This is a genomic window from Pseudomonas sp. GL_117, from assembly GCF_057835125.1.
On record NZ_CM174418.1, the window covers coordinates 1,244,893 to 1,259,604 of the forward strand.

At 61.8% G+C, this 14,712-nt stretch carries 13 protein-coding genes and 1 pseudogene; 11 read left to right on the plus strand and 3 right to left on the minus strand.

Going from position 1 to position 14,712, the window contains the following annotated elements:
• Positions 1-2: 2 nt before the first annotated feature.
• Positions 3-236, plus strand: a complete 234-nt coding sequence (locus tag AC3ISR_RS05485) for a VF530 family protein (RefSeq protein WP_003188882.1) — start codon at positions 3-5, stop codon at positions 234-236.
• 4 nt (positions 237-240) lie between these two features.
• Positions 241-867, plus strand: coding sequence for a Pr6Pr family membrane protein (locus tag AC3ISR_RS05490; protein ID WP_463983295.1), 627 nt, complete (start codon positions 241-243; stop codon positions 865-867).
• A gap of 44 nt (positions 868-911) precedes the next feature.
• Here the strand turns inward: AC3ISR_RS05490 and AC3ISR_RS05495 are convergent, their stop codons facing one another.
• The 3 genes and pseudogenes from AC3ISR_RS05495 to AC3ISR_RS05505 all read right to left on the minus strand — a co-directional run bounded on the left by AC3ISR_RS05495 (position 912) and on the right by AC3ISR_RS05505 (position 2,815).
• Positions 912-1,679: a siderophore-interacting protein gene (locus tag AC3ISR_RS05495; protein ID WP_463983296.1), complete on the minus strand. Its 768-nt coding sequence runs from the start codon at positions 1,677-1,679 to the stop codon at positions 912-914.
• Positions 1,676-1,885: pseudogene (locus tag AC3ISR_RS05500) on the minus strand (PadR family transcriptional regulator); the annotation flags it as partial. The gene AC3ISR_RS05495 and the pseudogene AC3ISR_RS05500, both read right to left, overlap by 4 nt.
• A 51-nt stretch (positions 1,886-1,936) precedes the next feature.
• Entirely contained in the window at positions 1,937-2,815 is an 879-nt protein-coding gene (locus tag AC3ISR_RS05505) for a LysR family transcriptional regulator (protein WP_192297392.1), read from the minus strand.
• 131 nt (positions 2,816-2,946) lie between these two features.
• On the opposite strand from AC3ISR_RS05505, the gene AC3ISR_RS05510 reads away from it, so the two are divergent.
• The 9 genes from AC3ISR_RS05510 (at position 2,947) to AC3ISR_RS05550 (ending at position 14,711) form a co-directional block, all read left to right on the plus strand.
• Positions 2,947-3,813 carry an alpha/beta hydrolase family protein gene (locus AC3ISR_RS05510; RefSeq protein WP_192297390.1) on the plus strand — a complete coding sequence of 289 codons (867 nt, stop codon included), beginning with the start codon at positions 2,947-2,949 and terminating at the stop codon, positions 3,811-3,813.
• 125 nt (positions 3,814-3,938) lie between these two features.
• Positions 3,939-5,507 carry an ABC transporter substrate-binding protein gene (locus AC3ISR_RS05515; RefSeq protein ID WP_463983297.1) on the plus strand — a complete coding sequence of 523 codons (1,569 nt, stop codon included), beginning with the start codon at positions 3,939-3,941 and terminating at the stop codon, positions 5,505-5,507.
• An 11-nt stretch (positions 5,508-5,518) separates the two neighbouring features.
• Entirely contained in the window at positions 5,519-6,460 is a 942-nt protein-coding gene (locus tag AC3ISR_RS05520; protein ID WP_192297386.1) for an ABC transporter permease, read from the plus strand.
• The gene (locus AC3ISR_RS05525) at positions 6,457-7,326 is read left to right on the plus strand and encodes an ABC transporter permease (protein ID WP_192297384.1); all 870 of its coding nucleotides are present in this window, start codon (positions 6,457-6,459) and stop codon (positions 7,324-7,326) included. The genes AC3ISR_RS05520 and AC3ISR_RS05525 overlap by 4 nt, the downstream gene beginning before the upstream one ends.
• Positions 7,327-7,328: 2 nt before the next feature.
• Entirely contained in the window at positions 7,329-8,960 is a 1,632-nt protein-coding gene (locus AC3ISR_RS05530; RefSeq protein WP_192297383.1) for an ABC transporter ATP-binding protein, read from the plus strand.
• 130 nt (positions 8,961-9,090) lie between these two features.
• Positions 9,091-10,371 carry an OprD family porin gene (locus AC3ISR_RS05535; RefSeq protein ID WP_192297381.1) on the plus strand — a complete coding sequence of 427 codons (1,281 nt, stop codon included), beginning with the start codon at positions 9,091-9,093 and terminating at the stop codon, positions 10,369-10,371.
• A gap of 67 nt (positions 10,372-10,438) precedes the next feature.
• Complete coding sequence (locus AC3ISR_RS05540) at positions 10,439-11,956, plus strand: serine hydrolase domain-containing protein (RefSeq protein WP_489324588.1); 1,518 nt, start codon at positions 10,439-10,441, stop codon at positions 11,954-11,956.
• On the plus strand, positions 11,953-13,278 hold the full coding sequence (aptA, locus tag AC3ISR_RS05545; protein ID WP_192297377.1) for an omega-aminotransferase AptA: 1,326 nt from the start codon (positions 11,953-11,955) through the stop codon (positions 13,276-13,278). Before AC3ISR_RS05540 ends, aptA begins: the two co-directional genes overlap by 4 nt.
• Positions 13,279-13,292: 14 nt before the next feature.
• Complete coding sequence (locus tag AC3ISR_RS05550; RefSeq protein WP_192297375.1) at positions 13,293-14,711, plus strand: aldehyde dehydrogenase family protein; 1,419 nt, start codon at positions 13,293-13,295, stop codon at positions 14,709-14,711.
• Position 14,712: the final 1 nt, after the last annotated feature.

Sequence of the window (14,712 nt, forward strand, 5' to 3'; positions counted from 1 at the left end):
GCATGACCGCGACAAGCAACGACCCCCTCCACGGTGTGACCCTGCAACACGTCCTCACCACCCTGGTGGAACACTACGAATGGTCCGGCCTGGCCGAACGCATTGATATTCGCTGCTTCAAGAGTGATCCGAGCATCAAGTCGAGCCTGACCTTCCTGCGCAAGACCCCATGGGCGCGGGAAAAAGTCGAAGGGTTGTACGTCAAGCTGATGCGCACCAAACGCCCGTTGGATTGAGCCGGTGAAGCGCTTTGTGGCCGCAGCGGCGCTGGCCGGCTGGGCGGGGCTGGCAATCCAGCAATACCTGATCTTCTATTCGCGCTGGTCCAGCGGCGCCAGCCTGTTGGGCGGGTTGATCAACTTCTTCAGTTTCTTCACGGTGCTGACCAACACCTTGGCGGTGGTGGTGTTGAGCTATGCGCTGGTCAGGCGCGATTCGGCGGCGAAGCGGTTTTTCCTCGCGCCAGGGATCAGCAGTGGCATCGCCGTGAGCATCGTCGTGGTGGGCCTGGCGTACAGCCTTCTGCTGCGGCACCTGTGGCAGCCGGAAGGCTTTCAATGGGTTGCCGACGAGTTGCTGCACGATGTGATGCCGGTGCTGTTTTGCATCTATTGGTGGCGCTGTGTGCCCAAGGGCACGTTGCGGCTCAAGCACATCGGCGCGTGGGTGATCTACCCCTTGATCTACTTTGGTTATGTGCTGCTGCGTGGGCATTTGCTTGGGCAGTATCAGTACCCGTTCATCGATGTGGACACGCTCGGTTATCCACAAGTATTTGTGAATGCCGGAGGGATTCTGGCGGGGTTTGTTGCGGTTGCGTTGGCGGTGGTGGGGCTGGACAAGCTGCTGAAATCCCCCCGTACCTGAAGCGGGCAAAGCTCCAACTGTGGGAGCTTTGCACGAGTCCGGTCTTAGTCTTCTTCGCTGCCTTCGGCACGCCAGTAGCCGACGGCCTTGAGGAATTCCTCGTTGACCTTGTGCGTATCCAACAACACGCGCCGCACCTGGCGCGACAGTTTGGTTTCCGTCGCCACGAAGCTGTACAGCGAACCACTCGGCAGCGTCAGCTTGCGCACGGTTTGCACCAGGTCATCCTGGCCACGAATCACCCAGATCACCTCTACATCGGCCGCGCTGTTCAGCGTCTGCTTTTCCGCCGCATCGGCAATCTCAATCACCGCCAGCACCGTGCGCCCGGCCGGCAATTCGTCCAGGCGCCGCGCAATCGCGGGCAGGGCGGTTTCGTCGCCGATCAGCAGATAGCTGTCGAAGATGTCCGGCACGATCATCGAGCCCCGTGGCCCGCCGATGTACAGGTATTGGCCGACCTGCGCCTGATCGGCCCAGGTCGACGCGGGGCCGTCGCCGTGCAGCACGAAGTCGATGTCCAACTCGCCCAGGCTCAGGTCGAAACGGCGCGGCGTGTAGTCGCGCATGGCCGGTTGCGGGCCGTCGCCCTTGATGTTGAAACTCGGGCTCTCCAGCGCGGCCTGTTCGGCGGCGTTCTGTGGGAACAACAGCTTGATATGGTCGTCGCTGCCCAGGCTGACAAACCCTGCCAGCTCAGGCCCGCCCAGGGTGATGCGGCGCATGCGCGGGGTGATGTCGACCACCCGCAGCACCTGCAGGCGACGGCGTTTGATTTCGTGGCTAACGCGGTGGATTACTTGAGTATTCATGGGTCTTTCCCGTCGGCAATGGTTTGAGCGGTGCGATTGAGCAGCGCTGCGACACGAACGATTTTTTGCGGGCTCCAGCGCCACTGCAGGCTCGCTAGAGAAGAGACGACCGGCGTCGATGATTGTGTAGCGTTTTTTTCCAGGAACGTCAGCGTCGGGTCGATCATGCCGGGGGGGTAGGCGCCGTCGATCTGGCGAATCAGGTTATCACGGACTTTTCCAATGGTCGGCACTGATGAACTGCGCCAAGGGCAGGATTACTTTGCCACGGCCGACATCAGCAACTTGCGAATTTCCCCGGTAATTGCACTTTTGGTGCCTTGCTCCAAGATCCCCACTCGGCGCACCGCCAAATCTCCCGGCAATGGCAGTACCCGCAGGCTTGGGTCTTTGTGCCAGTCGAAATTTTTCAGCAGCGGCACGATGGCCACTCCAACTTGCTGGCGTACCAGGTCGGCGATGCCGATGATGGAGTTCAGTTCGAGGATTTCCAACGGTTCGACCGATTCACTCTTGATGATCGACTGCACCTTGCGGCCTACGGCAGTGGAACGGTCATAGCGAATGAACGGCTGGGTCCTGAGCAATTCCACAGCGTCGTTGATGCCGGCGGTTTGCGCAGCGTTGGCGAGCATGACGATGGGTTCGTTGTAGAGCAGGGTCCAGCTCAATCCATCGAAGTTCTGCCGTGCCGTCTCGATCAGTAAGGCCGCGTCAAGCTTGGCGGCGTGTACCAGATTGACCACTTCGTCGGAGCGGGCGGTCATCAGGTTGACCGATATGCGAGGGTGCAGCTTTTTCAGTTGCACCAGGCAATTGGCGAGCAGGCCCATGCCGGAAGTAATGCCGCCGATGGACACTTCACCCTCCATGGCCATGCCATCGGGGGCCTCGGCAATCATTTGCTCGTAGTCCGCCAACAGGCGCTTGGCCTTGGGCAGCAACAACACGCCATCGCGGCTCAGCTTGATCTGCCGCTGGCTACGGTCGAACAGCGGTCGGCGCATCTCTTCTTCGAGGGCTCGCATTTGCTGGCCGACAGCGGCGTTGGTAAGGGCCACACGGTCGGCGGCGGCGGCAAAACTGCCGTATTCGGCGACGGCGATAAACGTCTTGAAGAAACGAATGTTGCTCATGGAGAGGCCCGTGCTCATGGATGCGATTGCATCGTAAAGGTTTTGTTTACCCTGGATAAAGTTAAATTAGTTTTTCTTTTTATAGCACTCTGCCAATACTCAAGTCCGAACTGACTCGGCGAACTTTCCAAATGAGCAATCCAGATATCAGCCCTGAATACGCAGCATTGCGTGCGGCAAAAAACGTGTATCACCTCGGCGCAACCACAGTGTACTCCCACCATGAGGACAGCCGGTTTGCCTACACCCTCTACGTGCCTGAAGCCATCGAGGACACCACCCGGCCGGTAGATCTGGTGGTCTCGCTGCACGGCTCCACCCGTGCGATGGAGGTTTACCGCAATGGCTTCGCGGAGTTTGGCCGCTGGAACGATTGTGTGATCCTGTCGCCGCTGTTCCCGGTCGGTGTGCTGGGCGACGGCAATGGTGATGGCTACAAGCAGATGGTCGAGGGCGATATCCGTTACGACCAAGTACTACTCGACATGATCGCCAGCGTTGGCAAACGCTACGGTCGCAGCTTCGATACCTTTGCACTGTTCGGCTATTCCGGTGGTGGGCAATTCACCCATCGCTTCTGCTATCTGCACCCCGAAAAACTCTGGGCGGCGTCCATCGGCGCGCCCGGTTCGGTGACCCTGCTCGATGCCGATCAGGACTGGTGGGTCGGTGTGCGGGACTTTGCCACGCGCTTTGGCAAACCGTTGAACCTGCCAGCCTTGCAGCGATTGCCCGTGCATATGGTGGTGGGGGATTCAGACCTCGAAACCTGGGAAATCACCCACCGTGAAGGCGGCAAACACTTCATGGCCGGGGCCAACGCTGCCGGGCGTACGCGACCGGAACGCCTGGCTACCTTGAAGGCCAGCTTCGAGGCCGCCGGTGTGCAGGTGCACTTTGACCTGCTGCCCAACGTCGCGCACCAGGGCATCAAGGCGATGCCGGCTGCCCAGGATTTTTTCGCCAAGGTGTTGCGCCACAAGCGCAGCCTGGGCTGATACACCGCAGGTGATGCACTCAGAACAGACCGTATAAAAATAACCAAGGATTCACTCATTCTGATGCCGGTCCTGCCTTGGCTCCCGCCACTGACCGGAACATTCCTTCAAGGAGTCTTTCTCCCGTGAATAGTTACGTAAAGACGGCATTGGCCGTCGTAATGTCGGCGTGCACCTTTTCCATAGCCGTTGCACAGGACAGGGTCATCAGCGTTGGGCTCAACGGTGATATCCGTAGCACCGACCCAGGCGTCAACCGCGATGACAACACCGACGCGGTGATGATGCATATCGTCGAAGGGTTGGTGGCGTACCGTGAAGACACCAGCATCGCCCCGATGCTGGCGAGCGCGGTTGACGTTTCGGCGGATGGCCTGCGCTACACCTTTACCCTGCGTGACGGCGTGCACTTCCACAACGGCCAGCTATTGACGGCCAAGGATGTGCAGTGGACTTGGCAGCGCTACCTGGCCCCCAAGACTCAGTGGCGTTGCCTGGCAGAGTTCGATGGGCGCGGTGCGGCCAAGATCGTTGATATCGCCAGCCCCGACCCGAAGACCGTGGTATTCACCCTGGATCAGGCCAATGGCTTGTTCCTGGCTGCCATGGCGCGCCCGGATTGTGCGGGCAGCGGCATCCTGCATCCAGACTCCCTGGCCGCGGATGGCAGTTGGCGCGCACCGATTGGCACAGGGCCGTTCACGCTGGGCAGATGGCAGAAGGGCCAATACGTCGAACTGGATCGCTTCAAGCAATACACCCCACGTGCCGAAGACAAGGCGGACGGTTACACCGGCAACAAGCAGGCGTTTGTCGACACCGTGCGGTTCGAGGTCATCCCCGATTCGGCCTCGGCCAAGGCGGCGCTGCTGTCGGGTGGCGTGGACCTGCTGCCCGACGTGACCGCAATGGATGCCGCGCAACTCAAGCAGGTCAAGAACCTGCAGATCCAGGTCAGCCCGATCATGACCATCAGCGGGCTGTTGTTCCAGACTCGCGACCCGTTGCTCAAGGACGTGCGCATCCGCCGTGCAGTGGCATTGTCCCTGGATTACGCGCAGATGGTTGCGGCGTTGTCCGATGGTCTGTCGGTGGTCAACAATTCAATCATTCCCACGGCGAGTCCGTACTACGACGCCACCGCACACAAGGGTTATACCTATAACCTCGACGAGGCCCGGCGCCTGTTGAAGGAAGCCGGCTACGGCGGTGAAAAGATCCGAATGCTGGTCAACAAGCGCTATCCGCAGATGTTTGACATGGGTTTGCTCAGCCAGGCCATGACCCAAGCGGCAGGGTTGAACATCGAGATGGAAACCCTGGAGTGGGGCACGCAGTTGGAGCGTTACCAGACGGGTAGCTACCAGATGATGTCGTTCTCCTACTCAGGACGTTTCGATGCGGCGCAAAGCTACGAATCGGTGATCGGCGACAAGGACAAGGAACCGCGCAAGGTCTGGGACAACCCCGAAGCCCTGGCCATATTGCGCGAGGCCCAGCGTGAAGTTGACCCAGCCAAACGCCGGTCATTGTTCGACAGGCTGCACACGCTGATGCTCAAGGATGTGCCCATGGTGGTTATCTACAACGGCACTGCCATCGGCGCCATGGGCAAACGCGTCGAAGGGTATCGTTCCTGGCCTGTTGCCAAGCCGCGCCTGTGGGGCGTGACGCTGCTCGACACTTCCAAGTAAGGCGTAGCGCTATGTTTCGATTCATATTGCATAGGCTCGGCATGGCGGTGCCGACCCTGTTGCTGATCTCGGTGATTGTGTTTGCCTTGATCCGTCTGATCCCCGGCGACCCGGCGCTACTGATGCTGGGCGACATGGCCGACCCGCAAAGCCTTGCCGATATGCGCAGCAGCCTGGGGCTGGATCACTCGGTGGTGACCCAGTACCTGATCTGGATTAAATCGGTACTCAGTGGCGACCTCGGTGTATCCATCAGCAGCCGCCAGCCAGTGCTGGAGTTGCTGCTCGAGCGCTTCAGCGTGAGTGCGACCGTGGTGCTGGTGGCGGTATTGCTGGCGACTGTGCTCGCAGTCCCGGTGGGCTTGCTCGCCGCCTGGAAGCAAAACAGTGCGATGGACCTGGGCCTGGTGGCCACGGCAACGTTGTTGCTGTCGGTACCCAGCTTCTGGTTGGGGTTGTTGCTGCTGTATGTCTTCGGCATTCAATTGGGCTGGTTGCCGGTGATCGGGTACGTCGGCTTTGCCACTGACCCGATGAAAGCGCTGACCTATGTGGTGCTGCCGATCGTCACCCTGACGCTGGTGGAATTCGGGGCCATTGCCCGGATGGCACGGGCCAGCACCATTGAGGTGCTGCGCCTGGAGTACATCGCCCATGCCAGGGCCAAGGGATTGTCGGAAGGTGCGGTGCTGTGCAGGCACGCCTTGCGCAACGCGTTTGCGCCGACCTGGACCCTGATTGGCCTGATCCTTGGCAACTTGCTCGGCGGCATTGCGGTGCTGGAAACGGTGTTCACCCTGCCAGGTATCGGCCGGTTGATGGTCGATGCGATTTTCTCCCGCGACTACCCGGTGTTGCAGGGTTGCCTGCTGCTGGTCACCTGTATCTACGTGTTGGTCAACCTGCTGGTGGATCTGCTGTATCCGCTGTTCGATCCAAGGGTGAAGCTATGAACCTCAAGACTCCTGCCTTGCCCCCCGTGGCGGCGATCACGCCTCGGCGGCGCCGGCGTTACCCGCCGCTGAACGCCCTGATCGGCGGCAGCCTGCTCGCGGCACTGGTGTTGCTGGCATTGCTCGGCGTGGTGTGGACACCTTACGACCCGCTCAAATTGGACCTGCTCTCACGCCTGCACGCACCGAGCGCCTTGCATTGGCTGGGCACCGACGAATTTGGCCGCGATGTGTTCAGCCGGCTGATCATTGGTGCGCGTACCAGCCTGTGGATCAGCCTGCTCTCGGTCAGCGTGGCGGTGATCTGCGGCACGCTGATCGGCATGCTCGCCGGTTACCTGCGCGGCTGGACCGACCGGCTGCTGATGATGCTCAACGATGCGTTGCTGGCGTTCCCCGGCATCCTTATGGCCCTGGGCATCATGGCCATTGTCGGCGCCAGCCAGTACGGCATCGTGCTCGCCCTGGGTATCGCCTACACCCCTTCGGTGGTGCGGGTGGTACGTGGCAGCGTGCTGTCGCTGCGTGAGTTGGAGTTCATCGAGGCTTCGCGGGTGATCGGCAACTCCGAGCTGTACACCATGTTCCGTCACATCACCCCCAACTGTCTGGCGCCGCTGTGTGTGTTGGCCACCAGCATGTTTGGCTGGGCGTTGCTCTCGGAGAGTGCGCTGAGTTTCCTCGGCCTTGGGGTTCCACCGCCGGCCGCGACCTGGGGCAGCATGCTCTCGGCGAGCCGCACTTATATCTCGACGGCGCCTTGGCTGGGGATCTTCCCGGGCATCTTTATCAGCCTGACGCTGCTGGCTATCAATCTGTTCGGCGATGCCTTGCGTGATCGTCTCGACCCGCGCATGAGGAAATGAGCATGAGCGTTCCAGTGCCTTTACTGGCCGTTGAAAATCTACAGATTCGCGTCGGCGTGGACGGTCCGCTGGCCGTTGATGACTTCAGCTTCACCATGGCCCCCGGCGAAATCGTCGCACTGGTGGGCGAGTCGGGCAGCGGCAAGACCATGGCCGCGCGAGCTGCCATTGGCTTGCTGCCAGCACCGATGCAGGTGTGCGGTGGGCGCATCATCTTCCAGGGGCAGGCGCTGGACAGCAGCAATGCCAAGGCCATGCGTGAAGTGCGGGGGGCACGCATCGGCATGGTGTTCCAGGAACCGATGGTCTCGCTCAACCCCGCGCTGACCATCGGCCGGCAGATGAGTGAGGCACTCAAACTGCATACCACGCTGGATGCGGCGACGATCCATGAGCGCTGCATCGCCATGCTGCAACGCATCGGCATCAAGGACGCCGAAAAGTGCCTGGCATCCTATCCGCACCAGTTCTCCGGTGGCATGCGTCAACGGATCATGCTGGCCTCGGTGATGCTGCTGCGCCCGGCACTGCTGATTGCCGACGAACCCACCACGGCCCTGGATTGCCTGGCGCAACTGGACGTGATCGAGTTGATGCTGGAACTGACCCGCGAGCAGGGCACCGCGATTCTGTTTATCAGTCACGACCTGTCCCTGGTAGCGCGTTACGCCCATAAAGTCGTGGTGATGCGCTCGGGCAAGGCAGTAGAGCAGGGCCGTATCGAAGACATCCTCTTTGCCCCCAAGGCCGAATACACCCGGCAACTGCTCGAAGCGCTGCCACGGCGCGGGGAACTGGTGCCAGTGCCGGCGGCCGACAGCGCGTTGTTGCAGGTCCGGGACGTGTGTATCGAACACCCGGGGCCGCGCAGTTTCTGGGGGCGCAGCGTGCCCAAGCGCGTGGTGCACTCGGTGAACCTGAGTATCGCGCCGGGCGAGACCCTGGCCCTGGTGGGTGGCAGCGGTTCGGGCAAGACCACCCTCGGGCGCGCGGTCGTCGGGTTGGTCAACCCGTGTGCCGGGGCGATCCTGTTCCAGGGAGTGGACATCCTCAAAGCCGCCAACCGGGCACATCGCCTGCAATGCCAGATGATCTTCCAGGACCCGTATTCGTCCCTCGACCCGCGCATGACCGTCGGGCAGATCCTCGCCGAACCGCTGCGCCATGAACCAGCCCTGACGGCCGCGCAAAAGCGTCAGCGGGTCACCGACACCCTGGTTGACGTGGGCTTGCCCGAACAGTTTCGCGAGCGCTTCGCCCATCAACTCTCCGGTGGCCAGCGCCAGCGCGTGGCGATTGGCCGGGCGTTGGTGCGCCGGCCCAAACTGGTGATTGCCGACGAGCCGATCTCGGCACTGGACATGACCATCCAGAAGCAGATCCTCGAACTGTTCGAGCGCTTGCAGCGCCAATACGGCTTTGCCTGCCTGTTCATTTCCCACGATCTCTCGGCGGTGGAGCGCATCGCCCACCGTGTAGCGGTGATGAACCAGGGCGAAGTGGTCGAAATGGGCCCGCGTGACACGATTTTCGACGCCCCACAACACCCTTACACCCGTCGGCTACTCGCCGCGGCCAGCCCCTTGGAGAAACGTGCGGACGGCAGTTACCGCCTCCGTGCCAGTGTGATTTAGGTACTGCTGCACCCCAGGCCACGGCATTGAAACCCAACCCTTCGCAAATCGACGATTTGCGAAGCGGGCGAAGCCATGGCTGAAGAAAACAAAAACAACCCCATTCAACCTGTCTGCCAGGAACCTACACATGAATAACCGCATCAACAAAGTTGTCGCCAGTGCCAGCGTCATGGGCGCCGGTTTCATGCCCTTGTTTGCCCAGGCCGACTTCGTCGCCGACAGCAAAGCGGCGCTGGAGTTGAAGAACTACTACTTCAACCGCGACTACCGCGAGTCCAGCGGGCAGAACAAGCGTGCCGAGTGGGCGCAGGGTTTTATCCTCAAGCTCGAGTCGGGCTTTACCGACGGTACCGTGGGCTTTGGCCTGGACGCTGTGGGTATGTTGGGCATCAAGCTCGATTCCAGCCCTGACAACTCCGGTACCGGGCTGCTGGCACGCTCCAGCACGGCCGAGCCAGGCTCCCCCAGCTACGCCCGCCGAGCCCATGACAACTACTCAAAGCTGGGCCTCACCGGCAAGGCGCGCCTGGGCAAAAGCGAGTTGCGCGTGGGTTACATGGTGCCTGACCTGCCGACGCTGCAGCCGAACCTGAGCCGCCTGTTCCCGCAGAGCTTCAGCGGTACTGCACTGACCTCCAAGGACATCGACAAGCTGACACTGACCGCCGGCCAACTGGACCAGGTCAAGCAGCGCGACTCAACCCATTACGAAGATATGGGGCTTACCAGCCAGTACGGCGCTTACAAAAGCAGCGCGAAAAGCGATGAATTTCGCTACGCCGGTGGCGAGTATGCACTCACGCCAACGACCGTCGTGACCTACCAGTTCGCGCAACTGGAAAGCCTGTACCAACAGCATTACCTGGGCTTGAAAAACAGCTTCAAGTGGGGCCCGGGCACGTTCAAGACCGATGTCCGCTACTTCAGCGCCAGTGAAGACGCTGCGGCCCTGGCCGGCAAGGTGGATAACCGGGCGTTGAGCACGCGCATCGGCTATGGCCTCTACGGCCACAACCTCAGCGGCGGCTATCAGGAACAGTACGGTTCGACGCCGTTCACCTATGTGGACGGCACCAACACCTACCTGTTCACCGAGTATCAACTGGCCAACTTCTCCCAGACCGGCGAGCGCGTGTGGCATGCCCGCTATGACTATGACTTCGCCTCGCTGGGCATTCCGGGCCTGCTGTTCTCGACGCGGTATGCCAAGGGCGACAACGCCAAGGTCATTGGCTTTAACGGCGAAGGACGCGAATGGGAGAGGGACGTGAGCCTCGGCTATGTGGTGCAGAGCGGCACGTTCAAGGATGTCTCGCTGCGTTGGCAGAACGCCAGCGCCACGAGCAACTTCGCCCGTGACACCAACGAAAACAGAGTGATCCTGGGCTACACCGTGGCGCTCTGGTAGCGGGAATGGCGTGCAACAGGCACAGCCTGTTGCACGCACAAGCAGTGGAAATGAGGGGATAGATCAGATGACGAGTTTGCCGTTGCGGCGGGCACCGCCCAGTCAACAACGCGTATCGGCGCGTGGCGTAAGTGATTTCATCGAAGCGGTGAACGCTGCGGACCTGGAGTTGCACAGCTTCATGCTGTACCGCGATGGCGCGGTGGTAGCTGAAGCGTTTTGGGCGCCTTATTGCGCCACACGCCTGCACGTCCAGCATTCGGCGACCAAAAGCTGGGTGTCCATGGCCGTCGGGCTGCTGGTGGATGACGGCGCGCTGTCGTTGGATGCCAAGGTGGTGGATTTTTTTACCGCCGATTGCCCGGCATCCATCAGCGCCAACCTGGCGGCCATGACCGTGCGGGATTTGCTGACAATGCGCACCGGCCATCGCCAGGGCATCTCGGGTGGCGCCTGGCGTGGGCGCAGTGACAGTTGGGTGCGGTTGTTCCTCAACGAGCCGGTCGAAGACCCGCCAGGGCACCGGTTTATCTATAGCAGTGCGTCGAGCTTCATGCTCTCGGCGATTGTCAGCGTGGTCAGCGGCCAGACGGCGTTCGAGCTGTGCAACGCACGTATTTTCCAACCCATGGGCATGGGCCCCATCGAGTGGGACCTGGCACCTGGCGGTTTCAACACCGGGGGCAATGGCCTCAGTTGCCGCACCGAAGACTTGCTCAAGTTCGGCGTATTGCACTTGCAACACGGCCATTGGCAGGGGCAGCAATTGTTGTCCCGGGAATGGGTGGCCCAAGCGACCCGTGGGCACGTCGATGATGTATGGATGGGCGCCTTCGATGGCAAGCGCTACCTGAGCCGCGACGAGTCCAGCGACGCCTCTGTCACGCGCCGCGAAGGCTACGGCTTCCAGTGGTGGATGACCCTGCACGGTGGGTATTACGCCTCCGGCGTGTTTGGCCAGCAGTGCATTGTGTTACCTCGCCATAACACGGTGATTGCGTTTACCGCGGGGCTTGCCCTGGGCGAGCGGCGCTTGCACAGCTTGCTCTGGGAGCATCTTTTGCCCGCGCTGGACGTACCCAGCGAAGGCTCGTTGGATGCCGGGCTGGCGGCGCTGCTGGCACGTCAACAGCGGCCGGTCATGTCTGGCGCCGCGAGCTCGCCGCGCCAGGCTCAATTCAGCGGTACGTTCGTCATGCAGGCCAACGAAGACCAGGTCAGCCAAGTGCGCCTGGAGTTCGGGCCCGAGCATTGTGACTTTTACCTCACCGACCCCCGTGGCACCCATTGCATCCGTGCCGGGCTGAGCGCCGGCATCGAAACCCAGACCAGCATGACCGGCCACTATCTGCATCACCAATACCAGCCGCAACTCACCCCGGTGGTGGCGCAGGCGCGCTGGACCGAAGACGGGGTGTTGAGCATGACCTGGCAGTTTGTCGAGACGGCGTTTTGTGATCGGGTCACCTGCCGTCTCGAACACGGCACCTTGTACGTGGACCGCAGCGTCAACGTAAACGCAGGCCCATTGCAGCGCCCGACGCTGACCGGCCATCCAACCATCGCTTTGCAGGAGTCGCCATGACCGATCTTTCCAACCCTTCAGTTTCCGCGCGGGGCGCGTTCTGGGCGCCATTTACGCCGATGCGCCAGTTCCAGCAACAACCGATGATGTTCGCCAGCGCCGAAGGTATGCACTACACCACCACCGATGGGCGCCGCGTACTCGACGCAATGGCGGGGCTATGGTGCGTGAATGCCGGGCATGGCCAGCCGAAAATCGTCGAAGCCATTCGCGAAGCGGCGGGGCGCCTGGACTTTGTCTCGTCGTTCAAGATGAGCCACCCCCAGGCCCTGGAAATGGCCGAGCGATTGATCGATGTCAGCCCCGCTGGTATGGAGCAGGTGTTCTTCACCAACTCCGGCTCTGAAGCGGTGGATACCGCGCTGAAGATCGCGCGGGCGTATCACCAGGCGCGTGGTGATTGCCGCCGTACCAAGTTTATCGGGCGTGCCAAGGGCTACCATGGCATGGGCTTCGGTGGGCTGTCGGTATCCGGTATCGGCCGCCAGAAACGTGACTTTGGTCCACTGCTGGGGGAGGTCTCGCACCTGCCATTGCCGTATGACGCGGGCATGCGTTTCAGCGTCGGACAGCCGCAGCAGGGCGCCAGTTACGCTGATGCGCTGACACAACTGCTGGACATCCAGGACCCGAGCACCGTGGCCGCGGTGATTGTCGAGCCGGTGACCGGCTCCGGTGGGGTTTATCCGCCGCCCCAAGGCTACCTGCAACGCTTGCGCGAGATTTGCACACGGCACGGCGTGCTGTTGATTTTCGACGAGGTCATCACGGGCTTTGGCCGCGTCGGCGCTCCCTTTGCCGCGCAAGCCTTCGGCGTACTGCCGGACCTGATCACCACCGCCAAGGGCCTGACCAACGGCGCCGTGCCCATGGGCGGCGTGCTGGTCAGTGGCGCGGTGTATGAAGCGTTCATGGCCGGGCCACAGAATGTCATCGAACTGATGCACGGCTACACCTATTCAGCCCACCCACTGGCGTGTGCGGCCGGGTTGGCCACCCTCGAGGTGCATCGTGAACTGGGCATCAACCAGCACGTCAGCGCGGTGAGTGGGCTGTGGCAGTCGACCGCACTCGCGCTGCAGGGCATCGGCCCGGTGCTGGACGTACGCGCGATCGGTTTGCTCTGCGCGGTCGAACTCGAGCCGCGCCCAGGTTTCCCCGGTGCGCGTGGCAGCGAGGTTGCGCAGTGGTGCTTCGACAACGGCGTGCTGGTACGCGGCTCGGGCGACACCATTGTGATTTCGCCGCCGCTGGTGATCAGCCCGCAGGAGATCGCCCAGGTGTTCGACACCCTGGCCAGTGCCCTGAAACACGTCGCCTGAAGGGAGTCCAAGGTATGTCGGATCTGTTTGAGTTCTACATTGACGGTGCCTGGGTCAAGCCTCACGGCACGGCCATTGAGCCCGTGGTAAATCCGTCCACCGAGCAGGTGGTTGCGCGCATCAGCCTTGGCGACAGCCACGATGTGGACCGCGCAGTCGGCGCGGCCAGGCAAGCGTTTGCCGGGTTCGCAGCAAGTTCGCTTGAGGCGCGTGTCGACCTGCTGCAACGCATTATCCAGGCCTACAAACTCCACAGCGAAGCGCTGGTCGAAGCGGTTCACCTGGAAATGGGCGCGCCGCTGTCCCTGGCCCGCAGTGCGCATGTGCCGGCCGGCCTGGGCCATCTGGTGCAGGCGCTGGAAGTGCTACGCGATTATCGCTTCGAACGCCGCGTGGGCCAGACGCTAGTGGTGCGTGAGCCTATCGGCGTGTGCGCCCTGATCACCCCCTGGAACTGGCCACTCAATCAACTCACCTGCAAGCTCGCACCCGCCCTGGCGGTGGGCTGCACCGTCGTACTCAAGCCAAGTGAGTGTGCGCCGTTGTCGGCCCATATCGTCGCGCAAATCCTGCATGAGGCCGGGGTGCCGAAGGGGGTGTTCAACCTGGTCAACGGTAGTGGGCCGGTGGTTGGCGCTGCGCTGGCCAGCCATGCCGAGGTGGATATGGTGTCGTTTACCGGCTCGACCCGCGCCGGCATCGCAGTGGCCAAGGCGGCGGCCGATACCGTCAAGCGTGTGTCCCAGGAGCTGGGCGGCAAATCCGCGAATATTCTGCTCGACGACGCCTATCTGCCTAGCGCGGTGCGTCACGGGTTACAGGCGTGCATCCGTAACAGTGGCCAGTCGTGCAATGCGCCGACGCGCCTGCTAGTACCGCGCGCGCAGCAACAGGCCGTGATTGATATCGTCCAGGAAGTGCTGGCGCAGGTGTGTTTCGACGACAGCCAGCCGACCTGCGCCATCGGCCCTGTGGCGAACGCCCTGCAATTTGAGCGGGTTCAGGCCATGATCGTTGAGGCCATCGGCGAGGGTTCGCGATTGATCGCCGGAGGGCTGGGACGACCACGGGGGATTGAACGCGGGTACTACGTGCAACCTACGGTATTTGCCGACGTCACCCCGGACATGCTCGTGGCGCGTGAAGAAATCTTCGGCCCGGTCCTGGCGATCATGCCGTACGACAGCGAAGCCGAGGCGATTGCCATCGCGAACGACAGCCCTTATGGCTTGTCAGGTTACGTCACTTCGACCAGCCTCGAACGCAGCCGCAGGGTTGCGCGGCAACTGCGCACCGGCATGGTCCATCTCAATGGCGCCCGGGCCGACCAGGCCGCGCCGTTTGGCGGCTACAAGCAGTCGGGTAATGGCCGGGAATGGGGTGAGTGGGGGTTTGAAGAATACCTGGAGAGCAAGTCGTTGTTTGGGTATTAAC

What these genes read in the sequence shown, in the direction of transcription:
- AC3ISR_RS05485 (WP_003188882.1), top strand. Translation starts at nt 3, where the DNA reads ATGACCGCGACAAGCAACGACCCCCTCCACGGTGTGACCCTGCAACAC.
- AC3ISR_RS05495 (WP_463983296.1), bottom strand. Translation starts at nt 1,679, where the DNA reads ATGAATACTCAAGTAATCCACCGCGTTAGCCACGAAATCAAACGCCGT.
- AC3ISR_RS05505 (WP_192297392.1), bottom strand. Translation starts at nt 2,815, where the DNA reads ATGAGCAACATTCGTTTCTTCAAGACGTTTATCGCCGTCGCCGAATAC.
- AC3ISR_RS05510 (WP_192297390.1), top strand. Translation starts at nt 2,947, where the DNA reads ATGAGCAATCCAGATATCAGCCCTGAATACGCAGCATTGCGTGCGGCA.
- AC3ISR_RS05520 (WP_192297386.1), top strand. Translation starts at nt 5,519, where the DNA reads ATGTTTCGATTCATATTGCATAGGCTCGGCATGGCGGTGCCGACCCTG.
- AC3ISR_RS05525 (WP_192297384.1), top strand. Translation starts at nt 6,457, where the DNA reads ATGAACCTCAAGACTCCTGCCTTGCCCCCCGTGGCGGCGATCACGCCT.
- AC3ISR_RS05530 (WP_192297383.1), top strand. Translation starts at nt 7,329, where the DNA reads ATGAGCGTTCCAGTGCCTTTACTGGCCGTTGAAAATCTACAGATTCGC.
- AC3ISR_RS05535 (WP_192297381.1), top strand. Translation starts at nt 9,091, where the DNA reads ATGAATAACCGCATCAACAAAGTTGTCGCCAGTGCCAGCGTCATGGGC.
- AC3ISR_RS05540 (WP_489324588.1), top strand. Translation starts at nt 10,439, where the DNA reads ATGACGAGTTTGCCGTTGCGGCGGGCACCGCCCAGTCAACAACGCGTA.
- aptA (WP_192297377.1), top strand. Translation starts at nt 11,953, where the DNA reads ATGACCGATCTTTCCAACCCTTCAGTTTCCGCGCGGGGCGCGTTCTGG.
- AC3ISR_RS05550 (WP_192297375.1), top strand. Translation starts at nt 13,293, where the DNA reads ATGTCGGATCTGTTTGAGTTCTACATTGACGGTGCCTGGGTCAAGCCT.